Annotated in this window: 17 protein-coding genes; 3 read left to right on the top strand and 14 right to left on the bottom strand. The window is 40.9% G+C overall.

The features are described 5' to 3' along the window. Positions 1–324: 324 nt before the first annotated feature. Positions 325–2403, top strand: coding sequence for a TonB-dependent siderophore receptor (locus AOG27_RS15800; RefSeq protein WP_054553973.1), 2079 nt, complete (start codon positions 325–327; stop codon positions 2401–2403). 41 nt (positions 2404–2444) lie between these two features. On the opposite strand, the gene AOG27_RS15805 is transcribed toward AOG27_RS15800, so the two are convergent. Beyond that, complete coding sequence (locus tag AOG27_RS15805; protein ID WP_054553974.1) at positions 2445–3089, bottom strand: HAD family hydrolase; 645 nt, start codon at positions 3087–3089, stop codon at positions 2445–2447. A gap of 255 nt (positions 3090–3344) precedes the next feature. Between AOG27_RS15805 and AOG27_RS15810 the strand changes: the two genes are divergently transcribed. Beyond that, complete coding sequence (locus AOG27_RS15810) at positions 3345–4076, top strand: FadR/GntR family transcriptional regulator (RefSeq protein WP_054553975.1); 732 nt, start codon at positions 3345–3347, stop codon at positions 4074–4076. Positions 4077–4179: 103 nt separating this feature from the next. Here AOG27_RS15810 and AOG27_RS15815 read toward each other — a convergent pair whose 3' ends face one another. From AOG27_RS15815 to AOG27_RS15875, 12 genes are all read right to left on the bottom strand, one after another. Then, positions 4180–7140: a TonB-dependent receptor gene (locus AOG27_RS15815; protein ID WP_054553976.1), complete on the bottom strand. Its 2961-nt coding sequence runs from the start codon at positions 7138–7140 to the stop codon at positions 4180–4182. 765 nt (positions 7141–7905) lie between these two features. Further along, a complete protein-coding gene (locus tag AOG27_RS15825) occupies positions 7906–8871 on the bottom strand; it encodes a class 1 fructose-bisphosphatase (protein ID WP_054553978.1) in 966 nt (321 codons plus the stop codon). Continuing rightward, positions 8859–9950 (bottom strand): class II fructose-bisphosphate aldolase, encoded by a 1092-nt coding sequence (gene fbaA / locus AOG27_RS15830; protein WP_054553979.1) that lies wholly within the window; start codon positions 9948–9950, stop codon positions 8859–8861. The genes AOG27_RS15825 and fbaA overlap by 13 nt, the downstream gene beginning before the upstream one ends. An 11-nt stretch (positions 9951–9961) precedes the next feature. Then, positions 9962–10582 carry a bifunctional 4-hydroxy-2-oxoglutarate aldolase/2-dehydro-3-deoxy-phosphogluconate aldolase gene (eda, locus tag AOG27_RS15835; RefSeq protein WP_054553980.1) on the bottom strand — a complete coding sequence of 207 codons (621 nt, stop codon included), beginning with the start codon at positions 10580–10582 and terminating at the stop codon, positions 9962–9964. Positions 10583–10655: 73 nt separating this feature from the next. Beyond that, positions 10656–11582: a sugar kinase gene (locus AOG27_RS15840; RefSeq protein ID WP_054553981.1), complete on the bottom strand. Its 927-nt coding sequence runs from the start codon at positions 11580–11582 to the stop codon at positions 10656–10658. A 57-nt stretch (positions 11583–11639) separates the two neighbouring features. Then, a complete protein-coding gene (locus AOG27_RS15845; RefSeq protein ID WP_054553982.1) occupies positions 11640–12935 on the bottom strand; it encodes an MFS transporter in 1296 nt (431 codons plus the stop codon). 1 nt (position 12936) lies between these two features. After that, complete coding sequence (locus AOG27_RS15850) at positions 12937–13284, bottom strand: cupin domain-containing protein (RefSeq protein ID WP_054553983.1); 348 nt, start codon at positions 13282–13284, stop codon at positions 12937–12939. Positions 13285–13295: 11 nt separating this feature from the next. Next, positions 13296–15494 (bottom strand): heparinase II/III domain-containing protein, encoded by a 2199-nt coding sequence (locus tag AOG27_RS15855; RefSeq protein ID WP_054553984.1) that lies wholly within the window; start codon positions 15492–15494, stop codon positions 13296–13298. A gap of 9 nt (positions 15495–15503) precedes the next feature. Continuing rightward, positions 15504–17756, bottom strand: coding sequence for a polysaccharide lyase 6 family protein (locus AOG27_RS15860; protein ID WP_054554084.1), 2253 nt, complete (start codon positions 17754–17756; stop codon positions 15504–15506). Positions 17757–17854: 98 nt separating this feature from the next. Further along, positions 17855–18733: an NAD(P)-dependent oxidoreductase gene (locus AOG27_RS15865; RefSeq protein WP_054553985.1), complete on the bottom strand. Its 879-nt coding sequence runs from the start codon at positions 18731–18733 to the stop codon at positions 17855–17857. Between the two features lie 584 nt (positions 18734–19317). Then, positions 19318–21498 carry a PHB depolymerase family esterase gene (locus AOG27_RS15870; RefSeq protein WP_054553986.1) on the bottom strand — a complete coding sequence of 727 codons (2181 nt, stop codon included), beginning with the start codon at positions 21496–21498 and terminating at the stop codon, positions 19318–19320. Between the two features lie 221 nt (positions 21499–21719). Continuing rightward, on the bottom strand, positions 21720–23696 hold the full coding sequence (locus tag AOG27_RS15875) for a ligand-gated channel protein (protein WP_054553987.1): 1977 nt from the start codon (positions 23694–23696) through the stop codon (positions 21720–21722). 118 nt (positions 23697–23814) lie between these two features. Here AOG27_RS15875 and AOG27_RS15880 point away from each other — a divergent pair, with 118 nt between their 5' ends. Continuing rightward, complete coding sequence (locus AOG27_RS15880; protein ID WP_054553988.1) at positions 23815–24723, top strand: LysR family transcriptional regulator; 909 nt, start codon at positions 23815–23817, stop codon at positions 24721–24723. 58 nt (positions 24724–24781) lie between these two features. Here the strand turns inward: AOG27_RS15880 and AOG27_RS15885 are convergent, their stop codons facing one another. After that, the gene (locus AOG27_RS15885; protein ID WP_054554085.1) at positions 24782–25399 is read right to left on the bottom strand and encodes a LysE family translocator; all 618 of its coding nucleotides are present in this window, start codon (positions 25397–25399) and stop codon (positions 24782–24784) included. Positions 25400–25445 lie beyond the last annotated feature (46 nt).

Here is a 25445-nt window from a genome sequence, read left to right on the forward strand (position 1 = left end):
AATATTACTAACACTCATTTATGGTGTAGTTGCAGGTGTTTTCATCGCCATTGCAAGCTTCCTCCTGACAGGCCTATTAACTGCACTATGCCTTGGAAAGGCACAGTAAGTTTTAGTGAAGGCTGCGTAATAGCAGCCCTCACCCACCTTCCCAAAAAACGCAAAAATACCGCAAATAAATAATGATAATAGTTATCACTTGTGATACATTTTGCAAAGTTATTGTATTACAAATAAAACTATTATTTTAATTCGTATCGTAAGCAAAATGCCGTATTGAATACCAATTAAAATAATAAAAATCATAACCCCTTGGAGATCATAATGAAGTTCACTCAGTTGCCTATTGCAACCGCTATTCTTTGTGCATTGTACCCTCAAATCAGTTTTGCAGAACAAACGACTGACATAGAGGCCAATGTCGAAAAAATCGAAATTGTTGGCATACGTCAGAACCGTATTAGTGAAGGCGCGACAGGTTTAGCACTCGAAATTGATGAAACTCCGCAATCAATTAGTGTGATCTCTGCTGAGCAATTAAAAAATTACTCTGCTTTTAACGTCAATGATGCTTTACGCTTAGCACCTGGTATCAATGTTGAAGAATGGGAAACTAACCGTACTAACTATACATCACGTGGTTTTGAAATTAAGAATACACAAATCGATGGGGTTGGCTTACCGAATGACTGGGGTATTGTCACTGGCGCAATGGAAGCGTACGGCTATGAAAAAATTGAAGTTATTCGTGGTGCTAATGGCTTACTTACTGGTGTAGGTAATGCTTCGGGTACGCTTAACTATGTGCGCAAACGCCCTAAAAACGAAAACGGCGGCGAAATCGGTGTCTCTGTTGGCTCTTGGGATTTTAAACGTTTACAAGCTGACTATTCACTATTATTAACCGAATCAGGTAGTTGGGCTGCACGCTTTGTGGCTGCCGCAGAAGATAAAGAGTCATATCTCGATGGACTTGAGAACAACCGCGAGTTTTTCTCTGCGGTAGTAGATGGTCAGCTTACAGATAACTCAACGGTTACTATTGGTTATTCATATCAAGATGCAGACACCGATGGCAATACTTGGGGCGGCCTTGTTTATAACTACACAGATGGCACACAAGCTAAATGGGATGTCAGCGACACAACCACCCAAGAATGGACAATGTGGGACACCATTAACACCTCTGCATTTGTTGAATACAACTATGTTTTTGCAAACGCGTGGCAACTCCAAGCGAGCTACAACTTCCGTGGCTTTGAAGAGCAAGACAAACTGTTTTATGCCAGCGGCAGCATTGATAAAGACACAAACCTTGGCCTAAGTGGTTGGCCGGGTCGTTACGACAGCGAAGTAGATGCTGATTTATTTGAAATCAAAGCATTTGGTGCCTTTGAATTGTTTGGTAAAGAGCACCAAGCAAGCTTTGGTGTAAGCCATGCAAAAAGTGATGATGTGATGTATCAACACCCGTTTGATTTTGACAATACACCGGCTTATGGACCAACGCCTGCGTTTCCGTACGATTTAGATGCGATTCCAGAACCGGATTGGTTAACACCGGTTCTTTATTCAGATATTGAACAAAAGCTAACCCGTTACTTTGGCTCTGCTCAGTTAAATATTACTGATAAATTATTTACCGTGGTTGGTTTTAACGCTATTGAATTTGAACGCTCAGGCATGAATGCCGGTGCATCTATCGATAATGACGAAAGCGAAACAAGCCCATATATCGGCTTTACCTATAAGTTAAACGATGATTTAAACTTATATGCTAGTTACTCAGACATTTATCAGCCGCAAGAGCAAGCTGATTACAACGGCCAATACTTAGCACCTACCAAAGGCACTAACTTTGAAACCGGTGTTAAGGCTTCTTGGTTTGATGATGCTCTAATGACAACATTTGCCTATTTTACTGCTGAGCAAGATAACTTTGCGCAATATGCGGGCCTCACTGAAGATGGTATTTATTACTATGAAGGCGTGTCTATTGAGTCAGAAGGCTATGAATTTGAAGTCACAGGTAAAATCACCGACGCTATGAATATCGTCGGATCTTATACACATATTGATGTTACAGATGAAAATGGTGATGACACGAATAAATGGGCACCTCGCGATGTTGTCGGTGTAACAGTGGATTATGCACTAACAGATGCAGTGGTGGTTGGTTTAAATGGCCGTTGGCAATCTAAAATCGAAAGTACTGATTACAATGTTAAGCAAGGTAGTTACGCGCTGCTAAACGCCTTCGCGCGTTGGAATATTAATGACCAAGTAGCAATACAAGCTAACGTTAATAATATTACTGATGAGCAGTACATCAATAGCTTGCAAACTGTAGGTTATTATGGCGCACCAACAAACGGTAGCCTCACCCTGACTTATAAGTTTTAAACCTTATTTAGAACAGTGTCGTCTTCGTAGGCGACACTTATCTATCTGTCAGTCAAACTATAGTTGTTAAAGCTATCAATACACGGGACTAACTCCACAAGATTATGCTTTTGATTATAGTTGTGCAGAAAGCCTATTACTTCACAGCCACTTGCTTGTGCTGCAATTACTCCAGACCTAGAATCTTCAAAAATAATGGCTTGTTTACTGGTTATAGCTAATTTTTTTAATGCGAGTTGATACGCTTCTGGGTGAGGCTTTAAATTTGTCACTTGTTCATTAGTAATTATCACATCAAAAACATCCTCTAAATTTATTAATGATAAAACAGTATCGACCATCCACTGCGACGCTGAGGTTACTAAGGCACATTTTTTTTCATTTTTCTTAACATCGTTTAAGAGCTTTTTAGCTCCATTATTTAATTTTAGCTCTGCTCTCAATAACGTTTTGTAGTTTTTTTCAAAGCACGGGTTGAAGCTTTCTGGTACTTTGCTAATTTTTGCGTGGCTAAAAATATATTCAAGTACAGCTTGCCAACTTTGCCCCATTACTTCTTTATATATTTCAGCTTTGATTTTTACGTTAAATTCTAAGCATGTCATTGCTATAGCTTTTGCTTTAAGCGGCTCAGAATTAACCAATGTGCCATCCATATCAAAAAGATACCCTTCATAGTTTTGCATTGATTGCTCCGGTTTTATTATTGCCAATTACTAAAATTTAGAATCAGTTTGTGTATTGAAAAGTCCACTACCTATCAGCACTTTCAGTTATTTATAAAAGCAAATTGACAAGATTAGCTTAGGTATGTAATTTACCAATTATAATTATTGTTTTACCAGAAAACTTACCAATTAATAAGCGTTCTTCGCATTAGTTATCTAAGACTCAAAATCGTTTTTATAGATATGACTAATTTGAAGATCGGGAGAGATATAATGAAAAGACGGAGACGTTTTTGGACCGTTGTTGATAAATTAGAGTCTCAGATAGATCGTGGGATCTACCCTGTAGGGAGTCGCTTACCTGCAGAACGCGAATTAGCCGACACTCATCAAGTAAGCCGACCAACAATACGTGAGGCAATTATCGCGTTAGAAGTTCGTGGCCGTGTAGAAGTTAAAACTGGCTCTGGTGTATTTGTTACCGATAACTGCAAAGTAGAGACTGTAGATCAACCAATCAGTGCATTTGAGCTAACCCAAGCTCGTGCTTTGGTTGAAGCTGAAGCAGCAGCATTAGCAGCTGCGACAATTCAAGAACCAGAACTTGCTGCGCTAAAGCAAAGTTTAGAAGATATGAAAGTGCCCGATATGGCAATTGAAGCTGATCAGCGTTTTCATGAAATTATTGCTAAATCGACTCGAAATAATGCCATTGTGATGTCTATTCAGAACTTATGGAAATTAAGGCGTTCTGAGCCGCAAATAATCGCTGCCTATGAAGATGTTTGTTCGCAAAGTGATGAGCAACGCCTTCAAGAGCACACAAGTATTTACGAGGCAATTGCGAATAAGGATTCATCTGCGGCTCGTAAAGCAATGCACAACCACTTTAATCGTTTAATTAACTCACTATTTGCGGCAAGTGAAAAGAAAGCACTTGAAGAGATCAGAAGAAAAACGAATGAGACTCGTGGTTTGTATTCGATCTCACATTTAACTCAATAAAGATAAGCAGAACTTTAAGGCGGATTCTTTAGAAGTTTCAAGCACCCCTAATTAAATATAAAAAAGCAAGCTACTCAGCTTGCTTTTTTTCTAAATCGAACTGTTAGAATTTATAACTTACCCCAAATGTAATACGACGGTCAGTTAAACCTTGATAACAGAGTAAAGCCCCTTCATTGACACATGACTGGCTAACTTCTGACTCAGTTAAATTCACAGCTTCAACAGCTAAATTAAGTTGTTCTGTCACATCATAGCTAACACTCGCATTTAATTGTCCACGATCTTCTTGAACAACTGGGAAACCCCAAGGATAGCTTGATGTACTACCAAAGTCTTCTGAACGATAACCTTCACGCCACGTGTAACGGGCACGAGCTGAAAACCCATATTTTTCATAATATAAAGTAAAATTATACGCGTTTTCAGAAAGATCAATTAATGGCTGCTTAGCAGAAACGGTAATATCTTCAATACCCGTTGTTAATGCGAAAATGGCATTAGCTCTACTCGTAGCCGTATCTATAGCCTCTCCTCCAGAAGACTTTTGATAGGTATAGTTAGCCATGACGCCAAAACCTGAAGCCCAACCTAAATCATTCTCAAACTCTGACAAGTCATATTGAAATGCCAGTTCTACACCTTGCTGTGTTCGCGTATCTGAATCATTAATCGTAGTTTGTGTTGGCACACAAAGCCCAACACCTGGTTCCGGGCCAAATACATTAATATCGGCGATCGGATTAAAAGTACCACCTTCTTCACAAACAGGTCCTGTGGTATCACGGTAGCCTGTAGCTGGGTCTTCATAAGGGTCAACTTGTCGAGTTACATGTAAATCTTTTCGTTTTTTATGAAAGTAGCCAACACTCACTAATGCTGAAGGGGCAAAATACCACTCAGTAGAGATGTCAAACGAAGTTACTTCCTCTGGCTCAAGACCTGGGTTGCCAATTGACACCGCGCTGTTCGGACTTGTGCTATATGAAACTGAAGTCGATAGGTCATCGTAATCTGGACGACGAATATCCTTTGACCACCCTAAACGAACAATCACATCCTCAGAGACATTCGCGCTTAGGTTAAGGCGCGGTAAAATAAAATCATAATCTGCTTCAGAAACAATTTGCGATACTACTTGGTTCCCTTCATCATCGACAGTGACAGAATTACCTACAGAGGTAATATCTGTCTGTAAATATCGAACACCGATATTACCTCTAAACATTTCGTACTCAAAATTAGCTTGTGCATACAAAGCATGAGTAACTTCTTCAATATCAAAAAACGCACTTACTTGTGAAGTTGGCGAGCTGATTGGTGCGCGATCAGAACCGGTAATGGCATTATTAGCCGCAATTGCATCATTTAAAACGCTTAATACGTAGTCTGGATTTGAACCTGCTAATTCAGGGTTAATAAGTAAAAAATCTTTAATGTATAGCTTGCGGCCATCTGCAGCATTAAAATTATCTGGGCCAGCAACTAAAAGTTCTGCGAATAGGTCACCCGATGGGCTGTCAGCCATTTTACGAAGACCAACATTGTTGCGAATTTGGTCTGAAGTACTTGTAGATTTGTTGTAACGATAACCAAAATCAACTGATGTAACGATACCGTCGAGGTAATAAACAAAATCAGTGCGAAATGCATCTTCTTGATTTTCAGTTGTGTCACGACCTTGGTTTACATCACGTAAGACGACATTTGCAGGGTCGAGTAACTGTGAGCTGGTTGGCGCATTCGCTTCACTTTGGGCTATACCAAAGGATAGAGCGCCACCACTTAAGTCATACTCAAAGGGGGTTCCATTTTCATTAGAGTCATTTGTAGCAACATTCGGGTTAATAAAATTCAATGTTGTATTGAAACTTGGAGTCGTTGAATCTGAACGAGATGTAGATGCTTCAACGCTAACAAATAGATCATCTCCTTGCCACTGGCCGCCTAAACGGAAAATCTGACTATCAGTTTGACGTGAGTTTGTATCACTTGAGAATCGAAGATTTGGATCTGCTCCGCCATCTTCTACTGGAATAACGCCCTTTAGAGCAGCCTCAATACTACCAAGGTCTTGACCGTCTAAGGTGCCAAAATGAATCGTTTCAAATTCCGTTGGAACAGATACATTCCTAAGATCACTCACACCAGAAGCCTGAACACGAGAGCTTTCTTGACGGCGATCTTGATCATTTACAACAGCATCAAAGAAAAATTTAGTACTATCATTTGGCGCCCATTCAAGTGTACCTGCAAAGTTTACGGTTTCGGACTCGTAATTATCGTAATCTTGGATCAAGAACTGAATTGGTAGAAAGTCAAATGATTGAGCGCTTTGAGCTCCACTCTCGGCAGCTACAGAGTTATCTCTATCTGCACGAGGTCTAAAAGCCGTGACATCCTGCTCCGCATAACTTGCACTAAAAACAGCACCAAACTCACCACCAGAAGATAGTTCCCAATTATCGCCCCATGATGCTGAGACTCTAGGCTTCATACCATCGGTAGATAAACTACTATCTTCACCTTGAACACGAATTGCAGCAAGTGTCTCATTGAGTTGTAGAGGGCGAATTGTACGTAGATTAATTGTTCCACCTACCGAGCCTTCGATGGTCTTCGCCTCCGGTGACTTAATAACTTCAACAGCAGAAATCATTGAGGCAGACACATCTTCAAAGCTAATGCCCGTGCGACCTGAACCTGAGCCAACAGTAGAGACACCATTTATCTCTGTTCTATTAGCATTAGTTCCCCTAATTTGAACACCTGTACCAACACCTGCTTGGCGAGTAATTTGAACACCAGTAACATTTTCTAGCACTTCAGCTAAGTTCTGATCTGGTAATTTACCTATGTCTACGGCTTGAATGACTTCAACTAAACTGTCCGCTGAGCGCTTTTCCGCTAGTGCGTTAGTAAGTGACTGTCTAATACCTGAGACTTCAATCACTTCAAATTCTTCTTCCGTTTTTGTTTGACTTGGTTCTTGCTGCGCAAATGCAACATTGAGTGTACTTGCTGAGAGTATCGCTAACGTAATACTAGAGAGTGTGTGTTTCATAGTGTTTCCTGTGTATTCAAACGCATAATGTAAATGATTGTTGTTGTAAATTTGCTAACCGCCCCACAAAAGGTTAACCAAATAATTACACCCACCACAAAAAAGATCAACCTTTTGGTAATAACTTTATTTAAAAAATATTCAACAAAAATTATTACCAATAACTTTTACAACCATCAAAAACAAATAAAAACATATAAAACAAAAACTTAAACACCTTTAATATACATGAAAACACATATCAATAACAATTTAAATGTGTTCTCCGTGTAAAAACACCCCAAAATTGGTTAACCAATAAATTAAAGCAAAAAAAAGAGCGAATATACGCTCTTTTTATACCTACGTGGCCATTGATAGTATTTTTTAACGCAAGAAGCGACTAGTTTTATACCTCAAAATAACATGTCTTAGTGCAGGCTTGTATTACCCTTAAATAATAGGTTAATACTTAAATATCACTCCAGCAAATAAGTGAAACCCATATTTATTTACGACACCATGGTTGCCTTAGTTAATTGTGTTTCCATTCTCATCGGTAATAAAAGTATCAAAACAAGTGCTACCTTCAAACTCAATGTTTGCATCAGCGTAAAAGTAGCCTAACTTAATTCCACTTCAGTTATCCCAACGATAAATAATGAATTTTTCCAAACAATACAAAGCGCTTTTATCATTAGGTGGTTTAGTCAGTTCGAATAGACTAACAAGCCCCTAGTGCTAATCCGCGAATGAGTCCTAACATAATCTACTCCCTAAATCAGTTTATTCAAAAACAGTCTGATTAAACCCTTTTACTTGCCCAGGTGAGCCAATAATTACGGGTACTCGTTGATGTAAATTAGTTGGTATTATCGACATAATTCTCTGCCCTTGAGTAGTGGCTTGTCCCTGTGCATTTTCAATTAACATTGCCAATGGGTTTGCCTCATATAGTAGTCGTATTTTACCATTCTCATTACCCACTCGGCGATCTGCTGGGTACATAAAAACGCCACCTCGCGTTAAAATCCGGTGTACATCTCCTACCATGGCTGCATTCCAACGCATAGCGCTTTTGTCAAATTGCTCATCAGCGTATAGAAGCTGGTCAAAGTAATGCTGTACCGTAGCATGCCAATAGCGATAATTAGCCATGTTTACAGCAAACTCATTACGTGTATTTGCAACCTGCATCTGCTGTTTTGTTAGCAAAAAGCCTCCATGGGTTAAATCCAAGGTATAGCAGCGAGTTGGTCCGCCCGTACTCATAACTAATAACGTCGATGCTCCATATAAAACATAACCTGCGCATATCTGACTTTCACCAACCTGTAAGAATTGTGCATCGCTATCAAAGGGAACATCATCACGTTTGCGATAAATAGTAAAAATAGTGCCAATTTGGCCATTAACATCAATATTTGAAGAGCCATCAAGGGGGTCAAAAGCAACGATATAGTGGCCTTTAGCGTTACCAGCTACGGCATGATCTTCTTCTTCAGATGCAATAGCCGCAACCGATGCTTCTTCAAGTAACATGTCTTTAAGTAATTGGTTTGCGATTACATCGAGCTTCTTTTGCACCTCACCTTGGATATTTTCATCCAAGGTGGAGCCAAGTACCCCAGCCAACTCTCCCTGACTCACGCGAAAAGCAATTTCTTTACATGCCGCTAAAATAGTTCTGATCAACAAAATCAGTTCAGTCTCGACAGCATCTTTCTTTAATACGGGGATCAATCGTTGCATGGTAAGTACCTATTGATACAATTTAAATCACTAAAACATTGCAATAAACGCTTTGTCATTGCTTGCTCGCCTTGGTACAACCAAGCTCTTGGATCATAATATTTTTTGTTTGGCTTATCGTCGCCGTCTGGATTGCCAATTTGACCTTGCAGATAGGCATTATGTTGGCGGTAATAATTTAACACCCCATCCCAACATGCCCATTGTGTGTCAGTATCGATATTCATCTTTACCACACCATAGCCTAGCGACTCAGTAATTTTTGCTGGTTCTGAACCGCTCCCGCCATGAAACACAAAGTTCAAACTGTTATGTGGCAAATTAAATTTCTTGGCTACAAACTGCTGAGATTGTTTTAAGATAAGCGGGGTCAATACCACATTGCCCGGTTTATACACGCCGTGCACATTGCCAAACGAGGCGGCAATTATAAAATTAGGACTAATTTTACTGAGTCTTTCATAGGCATAAGCAACATCTTCTGGTTGGGTGTAAAGCGCTGAACTATCAAGGTGACTATTATCAACCCCATCTTCTTCGCCCCCAGTGCAGCCCAGCTCGATTTCAAGTGTCATTCCTATTTTTGCCATACGAACTAAGTAACGTTCACATGTTTCGATATTTTCCTCTAAAGACTGTTCAGATAAATCAATCATATGAGAGCTAAACAAAGGTTTGCCCGTTTTTGCAAAGTAACGTTCTCCCTCATCTAGTAAGCCATCTATCCAAGGTAGTAATGATTTGGCGGCATGATCTGTGTGCAACATAACTGGCACACCATAATGCGCTGCAACACCATGCACATAGTGTGCGGCACTGACAGCACCTAAAATCGCAGCATGTTGCGGTTCCAAGCCACAGTCTTTACCACAGAAAAATTGTGCGCCCCCATTTGATAACTGGATAATAACCGGAGACTGCACCTTTTTTGCAGCTGCCAGTGTTGCATTGATTGATGATGTACCCACCACATTCACTGCCGGTAAGGCATAGTGGTTTTCTCTAGCATCATCATATAATTTTGCAACATCCCTACCAACAACCACCCCTGCTTTAACAGCTGTATCTAACAACGACATTTCAGCCTCCGTTATGCTTTATTCGCTGCAATACATGCATCGGTAATCGCTTGCCAGTTTTGTTGCTCAACCCATTGTTGTTTAGCGATCCACGTGCCTCCTACTGCAATCACATTATCTAATGCTAAATATTCATCTTTATTATGCTCATTCACGCCACCTGTTGGGCAAAAGCGAACATCTTGGAACACACTCGACACAGCTTTTATAAACGCCGGCCCTCCTGATAGAGAAGCTGGAAATAGCTTTTGCTCAGTAAAGCCGGCCTCTAATGCCAGTAAAATGTCTGCAGTATTAGACACACCGGGAACAACCGGTAAACCACATTTTTTTAACGCTTGAAGTAAGTTTGCTGACACAGCAGGTGTAACAATAAAATCTGCACCTGCTTTAATTGCTTGCTGCAGAATACCTTCGTTGATAACCGTCCCTGCACCAACCGTGAGTTGGGGCAATTGTTGTTTTATCGCTGAAATAGTCGCTAATGAAGCCTTCGTTCTAAGTACAACTTCAACCAGCCCTAGCCCTGCATCAGCCATTGCTTTGGCTATTTTTACCCCTTGTTCAGGTGTCTCAGCTTGAATAAGAGGCAGCAGTGTTTGCCCTGACATCAGTTCAGAAAAGCGGATCATGTTCGTTCTCTCTTTAAATTAATTGGTAAAGATCAAGTTGCTGCTAACGAGCAGTTAAAAGGTAGTTTTGAAATTAAGTACTCTGCATGGCCTTCACAAAGTGTTCTTTTGGTGTTATTGCTCCTGGCTGCTGGATCACCACAGCAGCGGCTTTTGCAGCAAGCTGTACAGCTTTATGTTCATCCATACCTGCCATTCTGGCACCTAGGTAAGCACCATTAAATGCATCGCCTGCTGATGTGGTGTCGACAACATGCGTAACTGGTATAATTTGATGCTCAAACAATTGACCATTTATTTTTGTAAAGACAGAGCTTGGGCCATTTTTAACAACGACTTCTGCGATATTAAATTGCGCTAAATAGTCCATAACGGCTTGTGCGCTATGAAGCTCATAAAGTGTCGTTAAATCTTCAATACCTGGTAGACAAATATCAGCTAGTTCGAATGCAATAGTGTATTGCCCTTTAGTTTCTTGCTCACCCTGCCACAACCGGGCTCGATAATTGGGATCAAAAACGATTTTAACGCTCGCTTTTTTTATCCGCTGCACGATTTGCCAAAATAAATCTCGGCTTGCTGGTTCAATGACAGCCAATGAAATACCCGAGATAAACAGCATATCTGCACTGGCTAATTCTTCTTCAACACTTGGGTTAAAAAAATCCACCACTTTACGGGCTGCTGAGTCATGTCGCCAGTAGGTAAAACTGCGCTCCCCTTGCTCATCAGTTTCAATGTAGTAAATACCGGGGACTTTATTAGCATGTTTGAAGACAAGCTGTGTCGCGAGGCCTTCTTCGACAAATCGCTGCCGCATTTTAATACTGAGCGCATCCGTACCGATAGCACTTATAACCCCACATTCAAATGAGCTAAAACAACGCTTTAAATACACCGCTGAATTATAAACATCGCCAGCAAATGATTGATTTAGCGTGCTATCTGAAATAGCTTTTAGCTCAACCATGCATTCACCCAAAAAGAAGATTTTTTTCATTATTTTATCCTGTAATTAAAAAGGCTTTTTAGAGAATCTAAAAAGCCTTTATTTGGGTTACTTTTTACTGCTTAGTGGTTCAATTTTTGGGATCAATAGCCAAACAGCCATCATCGCAATAATCGCAAGCGATGCGCCAATCACAAATGCAGGTGTGTAATTACCGCCGGCAGTTAAGTAAGGCACCAATGACGTTAGACCTACAGCACCTAGTTTTGCAGCCATACCAGAAATACCCGATAAGGTGCCGACGGCTTTTTTCCCTAATAAGTCACTCGGTAGCGTTTGCACATTACCAATCGCTGTTTGAAAACCGAATAAAATCACAGCCATAATCAATACAGCTACTACGGGCGCGCCTGGGTTTGCCATGGCAATTAAGGCTGGCAACATAATTAAGCAGCCTAATGTAATGGTGAGCTTACGTGTTTTATCCGTGCTCCATCCGGCTTTTAAACGGTTTTGCGCAAGTAAACCACCAAACCATGCACCAAACATAGCGCCTACATAGGGCACCCAACCATAAATTCCAATTGACTTAACATCCATGCCATAGACTTCATTGAGGTAAATTGGGATCCAAAAAACAAACAACCACCAAATAGGGTCAATTGCTGCTGATGCAATGATAACGCCCCAGCTTTGTTTACGACTTAAAAGCTCAGTCGTGCTTGGGTTGTATTCTTCATCATTGGCGTTATCGGCTGTAGACTGACGTTGCCCGGTTAAGATGTATTGCTTTTCTTCTTCGCTGATCCATGGGTGAGAGCCTGGTGGAGCTTTCACTAGAATAAGCCAAGGCACTAGCCATAAAAAGCCCATAACACCTACCACAACAAACACCATTTGCCAGCTAAAGTAGACAGTCAAATAAGCAATAAGAGGGATTGCAATAATGCCGCCAATTGCAGCACCAGAGTTAAAAATTCCTTGTGCTAAGGCACGTTCTTTAGTTGGAAACCATTCAGCATTGCCTTTTGCAGCTCCCGGCCAATTCCCAGCTTCTGCAACGCCTAAAATAGCGCGAAAAAGACTTAAGCTCATTACTCCTTGGGCAAATGCATGAGCCACGGTTGCTAGCGACCACACACCTATTGATAAAACAAAACCAAGACGCGTACCAACCCAATCAAAAATTTTGCCAAAAATTGCTTGCCCAAATGCATAAGCAAATACAAAAACAATCGAAATATTGGCATAAATTTGCTTTCGCTCTAAAGCTGATTCATCAGGAAACAGTTCTTCAACAATATCAGGCCATAGCACACTAAGCGCTTGTCTATCGATATAATTGATAATAGTTGCCAGTGCTATTAGAGCAATTACCCACCAGCGTAAACCTTGAAGTTTCATATTATTCATCCTCTAAAAAGTCTTCACGAGCTGGGCTAAAGGTATCAATTAAAATACCTCCCGTTGGGCAAGTTGCACCGTGATCTGCAAAAGGAGGAATAAAACAGCTATCACCTGCTTTTAATACTTTGGTAACACCATCAATATTAAAATGAAATTCACCTTCAACAACATAAGTAACTTGTGAATGACGGTGAGCATGGTTATAGCCAATAGCACCTTGTGCAAACCAAATTTTAACGGCCATTAGTTCTTCGTTATAACCAAGCATTTGACGTTTTAGGCCATTCCCTAGGTCTTCAACTTCAGCGTCGCTTGCAAATGTAAAATGTTCACTTTGTTTAGTCATGGCAACTATTCCTAAATGTTGGTCATCAAATAAACGCCTAAGTGGCCGTCTAATGAATATGATTGATTTTTATATTTAAATGATCTTTTACTAGCGCCTTTGTTGTTATTAATGGCAATTAAATAAGGCTTATCTGCCACAGTTAACTCAATAAGCGTAAGCTCCCCCAGTTGTGTGTGTGACAAGGCAGATAATCGGCTTTGTGCAACGAGGGTATATTCTTTGCTCGGGTTATATTCACCATGAGGCTCTAGTATTGAAATAAATTGATGCCTATTTACACCTTTCACTCGGCGGATAAAACCATGTTCATTGCGTAGATTGAAATTAGGATCGTTTGCACCAACTTGCGTGAATAAAAACGACTCTTCGCCATTCACTAAGCTTGATAAAGTATAAAAGCGGCCATTTTCATTTAACCATGTGACCTTAGCTAACCCCTTCTCAGGACGAGCTTGGGCTCTTAACCAAAGATGTTGATAACCATTCTTTTTACCCAGCGCCGTCATCTGTTGACTCTGCGTATTTAAATCAAAATTACTATCGATAAATTGCCCTTTATAATGCAAAGGCAAATCTAGTTGGTGAGGTTGTGATGCGTTGACACTGTATAAATCAATAGCAATAGTACTACCTAGTTCTTTAAGTTCGACCAAAGCAAGCGTTCTCTCAAGCTCAACCCCTTCGTAAGCTGTATTTATTTGACCACTCGATACACTGCCGTATTCCGAGGTTTCAAAGAAATTTAGCGTTGGAGCATGTTTGTTTCCTTGCTTTACATCTGAATTAAAATGACTGATTTCGTCCACAACGACTGTATTATGCGCTACGGTTTGTTTTGCATAGGTGTTATTTTCCGGTAAGTAACGACCCCCAAATTTGGCTTCAACATTTAAAAAACGCGCAGCACCATAATCAGAAACAATTTCTTGTCCCTTGTCGTAAAACTGCCAGGTTAACTTATCGAAGTGGCCATGCCCTAATCCCTGAGAAGCAGGTTTAAAGAGTAATGCCTGTTCGCCATTGGGTTTGCTGCGCATGATCACAAGCGCCCCTTCATCTCCTTGGCTGCCATCTCCAAATGCGACGGACCTGAACTGATAGGGTGTTGCTAATCCTTCATCTAACGCATTTGCAACCTCTAAACCATCTCCCGAAAGAATAATTTGCCCTTGTTGTTGAGCAATATCTAAGTAGCCTGTATCACCCGTTAAACCGTAAGCAACCGTCACACCATGCACAAGTTCAATGGTGTCGACCCCTTTACTCTTAATTGCATCATTAATCGGAAAAAACAAACCGTTATAGCTTAGTTGAATTGTAGTATCTATGGCTTTTAGCAAAATACCATCACGATAGTGTGCAATTTTTCGCTCAGGTTCGTTATGTGCAATAGCTTGGGCAAACGTAACAAAAGGGAGTAACGCAAAGCGCTGGTAATAGGGGCCTTCGTTGTAATACCCCTGGGGTGAAAAAAGCATATCAAGCTGCTTTAAGAAGCCACCTTTACCAGATTTATCTAAATCATACAGCGCCTTTTCAACCCACTGTGGCTCATCTAACACGTAGCCTGCCATGCCAACTCCAGCTGTAGCCCAAGTGCCGTGATTATGTACTTTATTAAAAGTAGAAGGCTGTCCTTGTGATAAAAAGAGTGCCACAGGTCTTAATAGCTTATGCTCAATGTCATTAATGTCTTGATCTGTTAGTGTCTCAATGATCAAATCATAAGCTTGAATTGTGTATACCAACCACATAGCTTCATTTAAGCTTTGCCAAAATAATTTTCCTGGGTTTTGCGACTTAACTTTACGTTTGGGGTGCACATCTAACGTTGGATAGAGTGCGGCATATTCAAGTAACATATCGCGCACAAAATCGGCATATTTTTGCTCTTGGCTTAACTGGTAAATTATGCCAGCGCCATACATCAGCTGATAATTCTTTTTATGACGCTCATGGCTATAACCACCGCCACCATCTTTAGGTAACGGCACAACAACCCCAAAAGCAAGTTGCTGATCTACTTGGTGCTTTAGCTCAAGATACCGATCATTAAAGCGACCCGATTGGTTAAGCGCACTGCGCATCTTCTCAACATCAGATTGGGTGATTACTAAATTTGGGTGCGTCGCAAAAGCACTGCATGTGGTAATAGCCAGAGCAGTTACCACTATTTTTAAGCCTGTGTAAAATTTAAATATTTTCATGCTTGCTCCCTACTTCTGAATCACTTGGTTATTTTTTAAAATAGCCGTATGCGAGCCTGCAATATTTAGCTCTTTAATGTGTGGTTTTGCTGTATTAGTGAACGTGTTTGAGATAATACGCGTTTGCGGTTCACCAACGGTATGTTCAACGACAATCGGCGCAGAATTGGTAAACGCGTTCTCGGCGATTTCGGTAACTTGCACACCATGTAAGTAAACACTGGCATTAGTTTGATTTCGCTTCCCTAAACCCACTGAGTTCAGTGTATTATTATTTAACAAAAAGTGTGGACCAAACGTACTTTCATCAGTGCCGCCACGATAAAGCTTAACTAGCGCACCGCTAACATTATCAAAATGGTTATTTGTTAAGGTGACATACTCTGCGTTATACACACCTAAGTTTTCAATCTCGCTGTCAAGGCGCAAGATATCACCAGTAACCTGACTAAACTGGTTATTAATTAAAGTGATTTCATCCGCTAGTGCACCTTTACCCGTTTTAAAAAAATCAAAGGTATGATTAATATCTAAATTAATTAATTGGCAACGCTCCATAATCAAACGGTAGTTTTCAACCATGCCCCATTTTTTAGTACGAATAACCGAATTACCCGCTGAGTCTGGGCTGTTTTTACCAGATATAACTAACCCTTCTAATTTTAAACTGCCGCCATCATGAATTTCGAACAAACTAGAGCGCTCAAAAGTCAAATTCACAGCGCCATCTTGAGCCGCCTTAAAAGAAAGGGTTTTATCAATCACGACCAGTTTTGCGAGGTCATAGTCTCCTGCTGATAGTTCAAGTACATCACCAGAGTGCGCTTGTTCAATTTTAAGCAGGAGATCCTTCGCAGAATTTTCCACTCGATGGGTTTTTCCCGAATCAAAAGCCACAATTGCAGGGCTTTTAGGGTACCAGCTCACTCCTGTGTCTGCTTTTTTCAGTACAGTTAAATCAGCCTTAGCACCCGCAAAAACTGACTCTGAAACAGGGTAAAGTAAGCCCGCTTTATTACGCTTTAACTTAACTTGCTTTTGCTTTACTCCCTTGCTAAGCGATGGTAATACGGCTGTATTGGCAATGTTGTTACTAAACTTAATGCCACTAATATCATCAAAAGCTGTGAACGGTTGCTGCGAGTCGTTAATGATCAGGTTATTGTTCATCACACTATTAATTGGTACAGCACTGCGTTCAGCATCACTGCCAGCAGCAAGCTGAATATGTTCAACATTTATAAAGGTATTGTTTTCAATTTGCGCGTTTTCAACTTGGTGATAGCGGTTAATGGGTGAATTAGGCACACCATTCATCACCGTAAAGCCACTGCCAAAACGAAATCCCGTTAATCCCTCGAGATAATTATTACGAATAATGTGATCTTTGTTGATAACGCGAATGCCGCCAGTATGCTCTACACCATTACCGAAAAAAATATTTTCTTCGATGATATTTCCATTCCCATGACGCAGTGTAAGTGTGCCGCGAGCTTCATAAAAAACGTTATTTCGAATATGGTTCTTACCTGATTTAATCGAAATGATTTCGACCTCACCATTGGTTTGTTCAAAATAGTTGTTCTCAACTAATGTGTGCGAATCGGACAACGAGTAGTGGCTCGTCCCAATACGTAACGTTTCTCCACCGTTAGAGCCAAATACAGGACGATAGCCAAAATAGTTATGGTCAATTTGATGGTAATTCTGCTGACTTTGTTCAGAGTTCAACCGAACCGCAACTGTTACTCCTTTATTTCGTTTACCTTCCAAGTGGTTGTGATCAAAACGGTTATGCTGACCATAAAGCGCTACCCAATAATCAGATTCGCGCTTATCTGGGTTGTTATAATTATCGATTACCATTTCAGAGACACGCGAATTAAATGCGAGTTCTTTACCATTACGAAACTCAATAACCGCGGATGTCGGGGTATAACCATTTTTAAATACAAGGCCGCTGGCATGCAAATACTGCCCTGCTAAACGAAGGTTTGACTGCCCAGATAAAATAACCTTACCTTTAGTTTGCGGCTTTAATCTAATCGGTAATTGTTTAGAGCCTTGACCAGATAAAACAATTTCGAAGTCATGCCACACCCCATTTTGTAAAATTACGGTATCACCTGCTTGTAACGTGTTGGCTATTTTTGCGTAAGCTTGTTTGTTGTCTATTAAGTAGTCTTTGGCTGCAATCGTTGTCGAAAAACAACCAAGAATAACTAGGCTAAGCTTTATTATATTTAGTTTAATCAATCGCATAGTTAACTCATTTTTACTGATATTTCGACGAAAAACGCCATCAGCTTTATTATGTGTGTTCAGACGCTTCACGATGTGAAGCGCTTTGGCAAATGGCTTTACTTAACTAAGCTTTTGAAATAATCAAAAATCTCAGGCACATTGCCTTGACCCATTCCCGCATCAAATGCCGCTTGTAAATTCGCCGATGAGCCTTCAGCAATTTTTGACACAGTGCCAAGATCCTCTACCATCTGTAAAAAGTAACCTAAGTCCTTATTTGCATTTGCAATTGAAAACCCAAGATCACTCACTCCATCCACCGCATAGTTTTTACAAAAATGCATAAAAGGTGAATTTGATGGTCCCGTAGACATAATGTCGAAAAGTTGTTGGCGATTTACGCCGGCACGATCAGCAACAGCAAATGCTTGAGACATCGCACATACCGTTGTCATACCCATAAAGTTATTAATTAACTTTGTTGTATGACCTGCGCCAAGCTCCCCTAAATGGAACACATTTTCACCTTGATCATCTAATACAGGCTTCACTTTATTAAACGTCTCTAAGTCACCTGCAGCCATAATATTCAATAAGCCATCTTTTGCATGCGCTGGAGTACGCCCTAAAGGTGCATCAATCATACCTACGCCTTTTGCAGCAAGGTCTTTACCAATTTTCTTAGTTGAGGCAGGAATTGATGTACCAAAATCTATTAAAACAGATCCTTCTTTTAATCCACCCAATAAACCTTCATCTGAATAAACTACTTTTTCCACGATATCTGATGTTGTTAAGCAAAGCATAACAATGTCTGAAGCAGCGGCTAACTCTTTACCTGTCGATACTGTTTGAGCACCTCGCTCTACACATTTTGTAACGGCTTCTTTATTAAGATCCATCACAATCAACTGATAGCCTTTGTTTTGTAGATTCTCGACCATATTGCCACCCATTAGGCCAAGGCCGATAAAACCGATCGTTGGTTTTGACATGTAGAACTCCTAAATAAATTGACACTTTTGAATGAAGTTAACCATTTCGAAAAGTGCGCCTAGTTAAATTTTTTAAATCTCACAGCACTACATCTTAATAGCAGCACTTACACAAACTGGCACAACAAGGTTACCAATAACAACATAAGTTATTACCAATAAATTGTATTGTCAACCAATTGGCGTTACAAAAAAAGAAAAGAATATTGACCAATATTCAAAAAGTCTGTCCCGATAAAAATAAAAGCTATCAAGTAAAATTCTTTACAAACTTAATTAGTTAATTTTATTTGATTATTTACGGGAATTGATAAGTTTGAGAAAATTTTGAGATGAGCGTGCAACATAAAAACACAAAATTGGTAAGAACACTAAAATCATCTTTATGACCAATCATGCCAACCAGCTTAAATTAGTAAACAAATTTGAAGCATTTAAATATTGTTGAAAACAGCAAAAAGCGTCGTGACTAGTTGTTTCAACAATTCCACTGGTAACCCTGTAATCATTTTTAACGTAGGCGGTAATGGTTTAAATATAAGAGTAACTAAAGCTATGTCGCCCACATGGGCGACACACATTTATTAATTAGGGCAATTACCTAATTCATAATACCCAGCACTAGTTTGCGCTAAGGTACTGGTATAAAAGGTGTTATAAAGACCTAGGTTATCACCTGAGCCCACAGCATAGGCGTAAGAGCCATTCGTGGTTGCGCGATTTGCTTGCACATGTGCATAGTTGCTTGAGGTGGTTTCAGTGCATTGGTAATCACCATTCGGTGTTGAGTCACACGCATCACCCACACCATCTGCATCACTATCCAGTTGATCACTATTGGCCACCAGCGGGCAGTTATCTAGGCTATCACTAACACCATCGCTGTCAGAGTCACTCGTTTCACCATCAGGAGTGCTGTCACACACATTACCAATCCCGTCATTATCGTTATCAGCTTGATCAGCATTCGCTACATTTGGGCAATTATCTGCGCCGTCGAGCACACCGTCGTTGTCTGCGTCATTAGTCGGTTCAGTGGTGGTTTTGCATGCCTGTAATGGCCCTGCACAACTTGAATTATCATCAGCAATCCACTGACATTGATTGGTGCCCGCTGAATACTCGCGCATAGTAAAGGCAGCAGTTCCAAACGCTAAATAACAGGCAGAGTAACCTTCGCCCCAGCTAATATGGCCTTCGTTGATATGAAGATTGTAATCGCCTGTTACACCAGCATCGATGACAAAACTAATGCTATCTGTTGATGTCAGCGCAGTATCATCAGTTGCGGTGATCACTGCACTATTATTGCCACCAGCCAGATTGCATTGTTCAGCAAAGTACTCAAGCCCATTCACTGTAGCTGTCACATCACCATTGCTAAAACTGACCACGACAGTACTTAAGTTTTGATTATCATCAATCACCGTGCCAGTTACTGAAGCGCACTGCCCGTTTACACTTGCCGCAGTATCACTCAGTAGTGGTGCTGTAGCCGCAGGCTCTGGCCCAACGCGTACCGTAAGATTAGCTTCATCACCTTGTTTCGCTTCGTCATCTGTGGCACTGACACGCACTTCATAAAGTCCATCGCTGAGTGCACTTGTCACCCCGCTAAATGTATTATTCGCATCGACTTGCACGTTCAGTGACTCAATTAAGCTTGCCGCGCCACCGGCTAGGCTATACACGTTAATATCAACATTGGTTACACTGCCTTCTGGGTCGACTGCACTGCCACTAATAGTGAGCTGGTTATTACTGTCTGTGGCAGTTAAATTACTAATTTCAGGGCCTGCATTACGATCAACTCGTTTATTATTAGCCGCAAAGTACTCACCGAGATAGGTTGCAAAATTAATACTGTTTGCCGCGACATAATCGCCAGACGCACCTTGTCCGCCCGACCACGAGTGATTCAAATTATTAAACCACAGCATAGCAACCCGATTGTCTTGCCAAAGTGACTGCTCAGCGGTACGTGTTGCATCATCACTTATGGTCGTTGTGCCTGAAAGTTGATTAACCTCATAAAGGGCAGCAAAGCCATCTGCGTTTTGCTGGTTATAACAAGTATTCACTGTGGTATCGGCAGTGCCGTGACCAATCACCGCTATTTGTGTGGCAAAATGATCTTTATAACTGCCAGCATAGCTTTCACAGCGGGATACAAAGGTGTTTTCAGACACTGTTTCACAGGTCGAAATTGCCCCACTTGAACTTGTGCCGATGGTTGGCCCAGCGCTTGGTGCAACTCCGGCAAATACATCAGGCGCAACACAAGCCGTTTGTGCAGCCATTGCAGCCCCAGATGATAAACCTGCAATATACACTTGTTTGGGATCAATTTTTCGCGCCACGTCAGAACTTAATGCATTGGCTAAATTAATTAAATTTTTATAATCGCCAGAGCTGCGATTGATTGCTCCTTGCCAATATGACCAGCAGCTATAGCCTGCTTTATTCATCGCATCAGGAACGGCTATTACCATGCCATGGGCTTCGGCTGCATCTTCAAGATTCGCAGTTAAGTAGTTATTAATGGGTTGTACGCAGCCATGCAGTACCAGCATCAAAGAATGGCCATTGCCTATGCTTGATTGCGTATCAGGAGTGTAAATATGAACATTATTAAAACCGCCAATGCTGACATTTTGCTGCCAACTCCCTGCAAAGCTTGGCTGTGAGAAAATAGCAGCACAGAGCACTGCGAGCGGAGTAAACGACGCTGATTTTCGTTTACATAATTGTGTTACTTTTTGCATATATCGCCTTTATAGTCGTTATCATTGTTGTCTGTCAGTTGATGACTAACCCAATGTAGTAGAACTATTTAAAAAGCGAACTATAACTATAGTGCTATACAACCATTAAAAAAAAACCCAAAGGTAGCATCACTGGATTTATTGTTATTTTCAAAACTAAAGTTAATTTTATTAACAAAGCCAACGTAACTCGTTGGCTTTGCTTTTGCTAAGGAGTAGGCTTAAAAATTAAACCCGACTGATAGCCAATAACGTCGACCATCTTCAACATATCCGTATTCAGCTTCGGTGATTTCTTTATCAAATAAATTATAAACACCAAACCCTAACTTAATGCTGCGGCTTAGATCATAGTTACCACCGATATCAGCCAAGGTGTAATCTGGCGCAATTAAGCTGTCTTGTGACGGACCTGTTGTCGGCTGACTTTCTTCACCACGGTAATGTACACGCAGCCACGTACCTAGCTTATCAACCGGGCGCCAATTAACTGAAGTTTGTAAAATATGCTTTGGTAATTGGTTAAGTGGGCTGCCTTTGTATTCACCGGTTTTTTGCTCAGAATCGGTGTAGGTGTAGTTGGCACTAACATCAAGCTCACTGGTAATGTCGTAAGATACTGATAACTCAAAACCTTGTGTAACGGCCTCATCCACATTGACATAGGTCGTTGGCATCGAACCAAACTGGTTTGGTCCATCAGTACACTGGGTGAGTGGGCACGAAATACGGGTAATTTTGTCTTCAAATTCGTTGTAAAATACGGTGCTTGAAAGCGATAAATCACGGTTTGCATCGTAATAGATACCCATTTCGTAGTTTACAGATTTTTCAGGGCTTAAATCTGGGTTACCGTAAATATTACCACCTCGGCTCACTTGCCCCCACGCTGCAGTAGATTGACGAATATTCGGCGCTCTAAAGCCTGTAGAGATACCGCCTTTTACCGTCAACGACTTAGTTGCTGTATACACACCATATAAACGCGGGCTGAAATGGCCTGAAAAATTGCCATCATGATCATAACGAAGACCGGTAGTGAGTTTAAACTGCTTGGTTGCTGCCCACTCATCTTCGGCAAACACCGACCACTGCTCGTTCTCAACATGGGTTAAGTCACTAATGCGGTTACTGGTGTAATCGTCCAGCTCTTCTTTTAAATATGAGGCACCAAATGCAGCATTATGATTGGTAAAAGGTAAAGTCCAGCTGGTTTGCGCATCGGTATTTTCGACATACATTTCGCGAGAGGTATTATCGAATTTATCGTACTTTAGGTAACTGCGTGATGAGCCAAAATCATAAAAACCATTATGGCTTAGTGAATAACTCTCTTGGTCATACTCTGTGGTTGATGACTCAGGACAGCCATTTCGACCACAGCTTTCGCCTTCAGCTAAAGGAGCAACCGTTTTGCCTAATGTTTCGTCGAGTTTTTGGTTTGCAGAGCCTACTTCAAGCATGATTTCGTGGTTATCAGAAGGCGTTAAGATGAACTTAGCTTTGATATTACTTTGCTCTTTGCCACGAAAACCTGCTTCAAAATCGTCTTCGTCACGCTTTGAGAATTGACCAGATAACTGCATACCTAATAACTCAGGAATTAAGCCACCCGCTGTGAAAAAGCTACCTTGATTGATATTGCCCGATTCACTTGATTCTTGAATGGTGCTATCTAAGCGTAGTTCACCGTACCATTTTTCTGGTATTTTACGGGTAATAATATTGATAACCCCACCGATTGCATCTGAGCCATATAATGACGACATAGGGCCACGGATAACCTCGATGCGTTCAATCGCTGAGATAGGCGGAGTCCATGCTCCTTCAACACCAGGGCCATCACTATTTGGGCGGGTTTCACGAGAGGTTTGACGCTGGCCATCAATTAAAATCAAAGTATATTGACTTGCCATACCACGAAGACTGATATCTTTTCTGTCGCCACCACCTGTGACAACCACACCAGGAACATCTGTCATTGCATCGGTTAGATCACGATAAAAACGCTTTTCGAGTTGCTCACGATCAATAACACTGATGCTGGCTGGTGCCTCTTTAAGCATCTGCTCATAACCTGAAGCAGAAACTACAATCACTTCCATATCTTGCTTTTTATCATCTGCATTTGCAGAATAAGACAAACTAGCCAGTATAGCTGCCGTTAATGGTAAAATGTTCGTAACAACCCTCGTCATAATAATACTCCGTGACATTTTGTTTATTAATGATAATAATTAGCGTTTGCATACTAATGAGAAGTCCCGATTTTCACAATTTACGATTTCTTAAAACTGAATTAAGAAGGCCTGAACTATGAATTCCAAGCTGATAAAAACACTACGCGTTTTTTCTCGTACTGTAGAGACAGGCAATATGAGCGGTGCAGCTGCAGAGTTATCGATGACCACATCGGCTGTGAGTCAACACATTAAGCAATTAGAACAAGAAATCGGATTAAGCCTATTTAACCGCAGCCCACGCGAACTTACCTTAACCGAAGCCGGCCACCTGTATTATCAAAGCTGTTTAAAAATGCTGGCACTTGCTGATCAAGCCAGTACGCAATTACAACATTTGCAAAATAAGCCCAGTGGCGAGCTTAAATTAGTGGCGCCAGTGGGTTTTGGTGGAGGATTATTAAGCGAGCCGTTAGAGCGCTTAATTAACGAATTTGATGATTTACGTATTCAGTTAATTTTGACTGACGAGCCAATTGATATGATTAAATGCGGCGCTGACTTAGCAATCGCTATTGGCCCATTAACAGATTCCAACCTAGTAGCAAGGCAATTAGCAACGTGGCCACTAAAGTTATGCGCCCATAAAGATCATCCAATTAGTCAAATAAAACAGGCTCGCTGGCAAGATCTCAGCCAGTTTGCCAGAATTGGACACAGTAATGCTGACAGCAACGCATTTAACCCTTCTACATTAGAAAGCAAGCCACTGCCAAAGGCTAAAATTACAGTGAACAACATGCAAAGTTTAATCAAACTTGTGATTGATGGTGTTGGCTATGGCGTGTTACCCGAGCCAGAAGTTAGGCATTTACTAAAATCGAAAGAACTGGTTGAAATAGCACCTGAATGGGCAATGCCAAACTATACTGTTTATGCTGTAACACCAGCCAGAGACAGTTTAGCGGCAAAAACAAGAACTGCCATTGATACTTTAAAACTATGCTTTAACCATGTGTCTAAGCAAGTTGAATTAGTTGATTAAGACTCATAAAGGATAATAGCCATTTGCAATATGCAGATGGCTATTATCCAACTTAGCGTTAACCTAGTGCCAGCCAAACGCCTACACCCATCATAAGCGCGCCAGCAATACGGTTTAACCACTTCACATTATCGCCTTTATCCAAAAACAGCCTTAAGCTTTTACCGCCTGTTGCATAAATCAACATACAGATAAATTCGCTCAGCATAATAATGCTCAATAATACCGCAAGCTGAGGAGCAACCGCTAAATCAACATTAATAAACGGAGGGAGTAAAGAAATCATAAATGCCCACCCTTTTGGGTTTGCAATGGCAGTAATATAGCCCTGCGAAAACAATTGCCCACGGCCAATTTGTTGCTGTGTAGCATCGTTAGGTTTAAAGCTGGTTTTAGAGCGCCACATATTAACACCTAAGTATATTAAGTACGCGCCACCTAGGTATTTTAAAAAGGCAAATAAGTCAGGGTAATTAAGCATAATACTGGCAACCCCAATCACCGCAGCAATGGCTACCGTGGCAACCCCTAACACCTCACCGACCATCATCCACAGCGTACGTCTAACGCCTACACTCATGCCTAACGTCATGGCGAGCGTCATACACATACCAGGTGTAATAGAAACAAAGAAAAAGGTCGGAATAAAAACCGCGAGTACTGCTAAATCGAGCATAAATGCAATCACATGTTTATTGCTTAAAAAGAGAAAGCGATTAAAT

The organism is Pseudoalteromonas lipolytica, assembly GCF_001306915.1.
Taxonomy (GTDB): domain Bacteria; phylum Pseudomonadota; class Gammaproteobacteria; order Enterobacterales; family Alteromonadaceae; genus Pseudoalteromonas; species Pseudoalteromonas simplex.

What these genes read in the sequence shown, in the direction of transcription:
- AOG27_RS15810 (WP_054553975.1), top strand. Translation starts at nt 3,345, where the DNA reads ATGAAAAGACGGAGACGTTTTTGGACCGTTGTTGATAAATTAGAGTCT.
- AOG27_RS15885 (WP_054554085.1), bottom strand. Translation starts at nt 25,399, where the DNA reads ATGCTCGATTTAGCAGTACTCGCGGTTTTTATTCCGACCTTTTTCTTT.
- AOG27_RS15870 (WP_054553986.1), bottom strand. Translation starts at nt 21,498, where the DNA reads ATGCAAAAAGTAACACAATTATGTAAACGAAAATCAGCGTCGTTTACT.
- eda (WP_054553980.1), bottom strand. Translation starts at nt 10,582, where the DNA reads ATGATCCGCTTTTCTGAACTGATGTCAGGGCAAACACTGCTGCCTCTT.
- AOG27_RS15800 (WP_054553973.1), top strand. Translation starts at nt 325, where the DNA reads ATGAAGTTCACTCAGTTGCCTATTGCAACCGCTATTCTTTGTGCATTG.
- AOG27_RS15860 (WP_054554084.1), bottom strand. Translation starts at nt 17,756, where the DNA reads ATGCGATTGATTAAACTAAATATAATAAAGCTTAGCCTAGTTATTCTT.
- AOG27_RS15875 (WP_054553987.1), bottom strand. Translation starts at nt 23,696, where the DNA reads ATGACGAGGGTTGTTACGAACATTTTACCATTAACGGCAGCTATACTG.
- AOG27_RS15855 (WP_054553984.1), bottom strand. Translation starts at nt 15,494, where the DNA reads ATGAAAATATTTAAATTTTACACAGGCTTAAAAATAGTGGTAACTGCT.
- AOG27_RS15845 (WP_054553982.1), bottom strand. Translation starts at nt 12,935, where the DNA reads ATGAAACTTCAAGGTTTACGCTGGTGGGTAATTGCTCTAATAGCACTG.
- AOG27_RS15840 (WP_054553981.1), bottom strand. Translation starts at nt 11,582, where the DNA reads ATGAAAAAAATCTTCTTTTTGGGTGAATGCATGGTTGAGCTAAAAGCT.
- AOG27_RS15825 (WP_054553978.1), bottom strand. Translation starts at nt 8,871, where the DNA reads ATGCAACGATTGATCCCCGTATTAAAGAAAGATGCTGTCGAGACTGAA.
- AOG27_RS15850 (WP_054553983.1), bottom strand. Translation starts at nt 13,284, where the DNA reads ATGACTAAACAAAGTGAACATTTTACATTTGCAAGCGACGCTGAAGTT.
- AOG27_RS15805 (WP_054553974.1), bottom strand. Translation starts at nt 3,089, where the DNA reads ATGCAAAACTATGAAGGGTATCTTTTTGATATGGATGGCACATTGGTT.
- AOG27_RS15815 (WP_054553976.1), bottom strand. Translation starts at nt 7,140, where the DNA reads ATGAAACACACACTCTCTAGTATTACGTTAGCGATACTCTCAGCAAGT.
- fbaA (WP_054553979.1), bottom strand. Translation starts at nt 9,950, where the DNA reads ATGTCGTTGTTAGATACAGCTGTTAAAGCAGGGGTGGTTGTTGGTAGG.
- AOG27_RS15880 (WP_054553988.1), top strand. Translation starts at nt 23,815, where the DNA reads ATGAATTCCAAGCTGATAAAAACACTACGCGTTTTTTCTCGTACTGTA.
- AOG27_RS15865 (WP_054553985.1), bottom strand. Translation starts at nt 18,733, where the DNA reads ATGTCAAAACCAACGATCGGTTTTATCGGCCTTGGCCTAATGGGTGGC.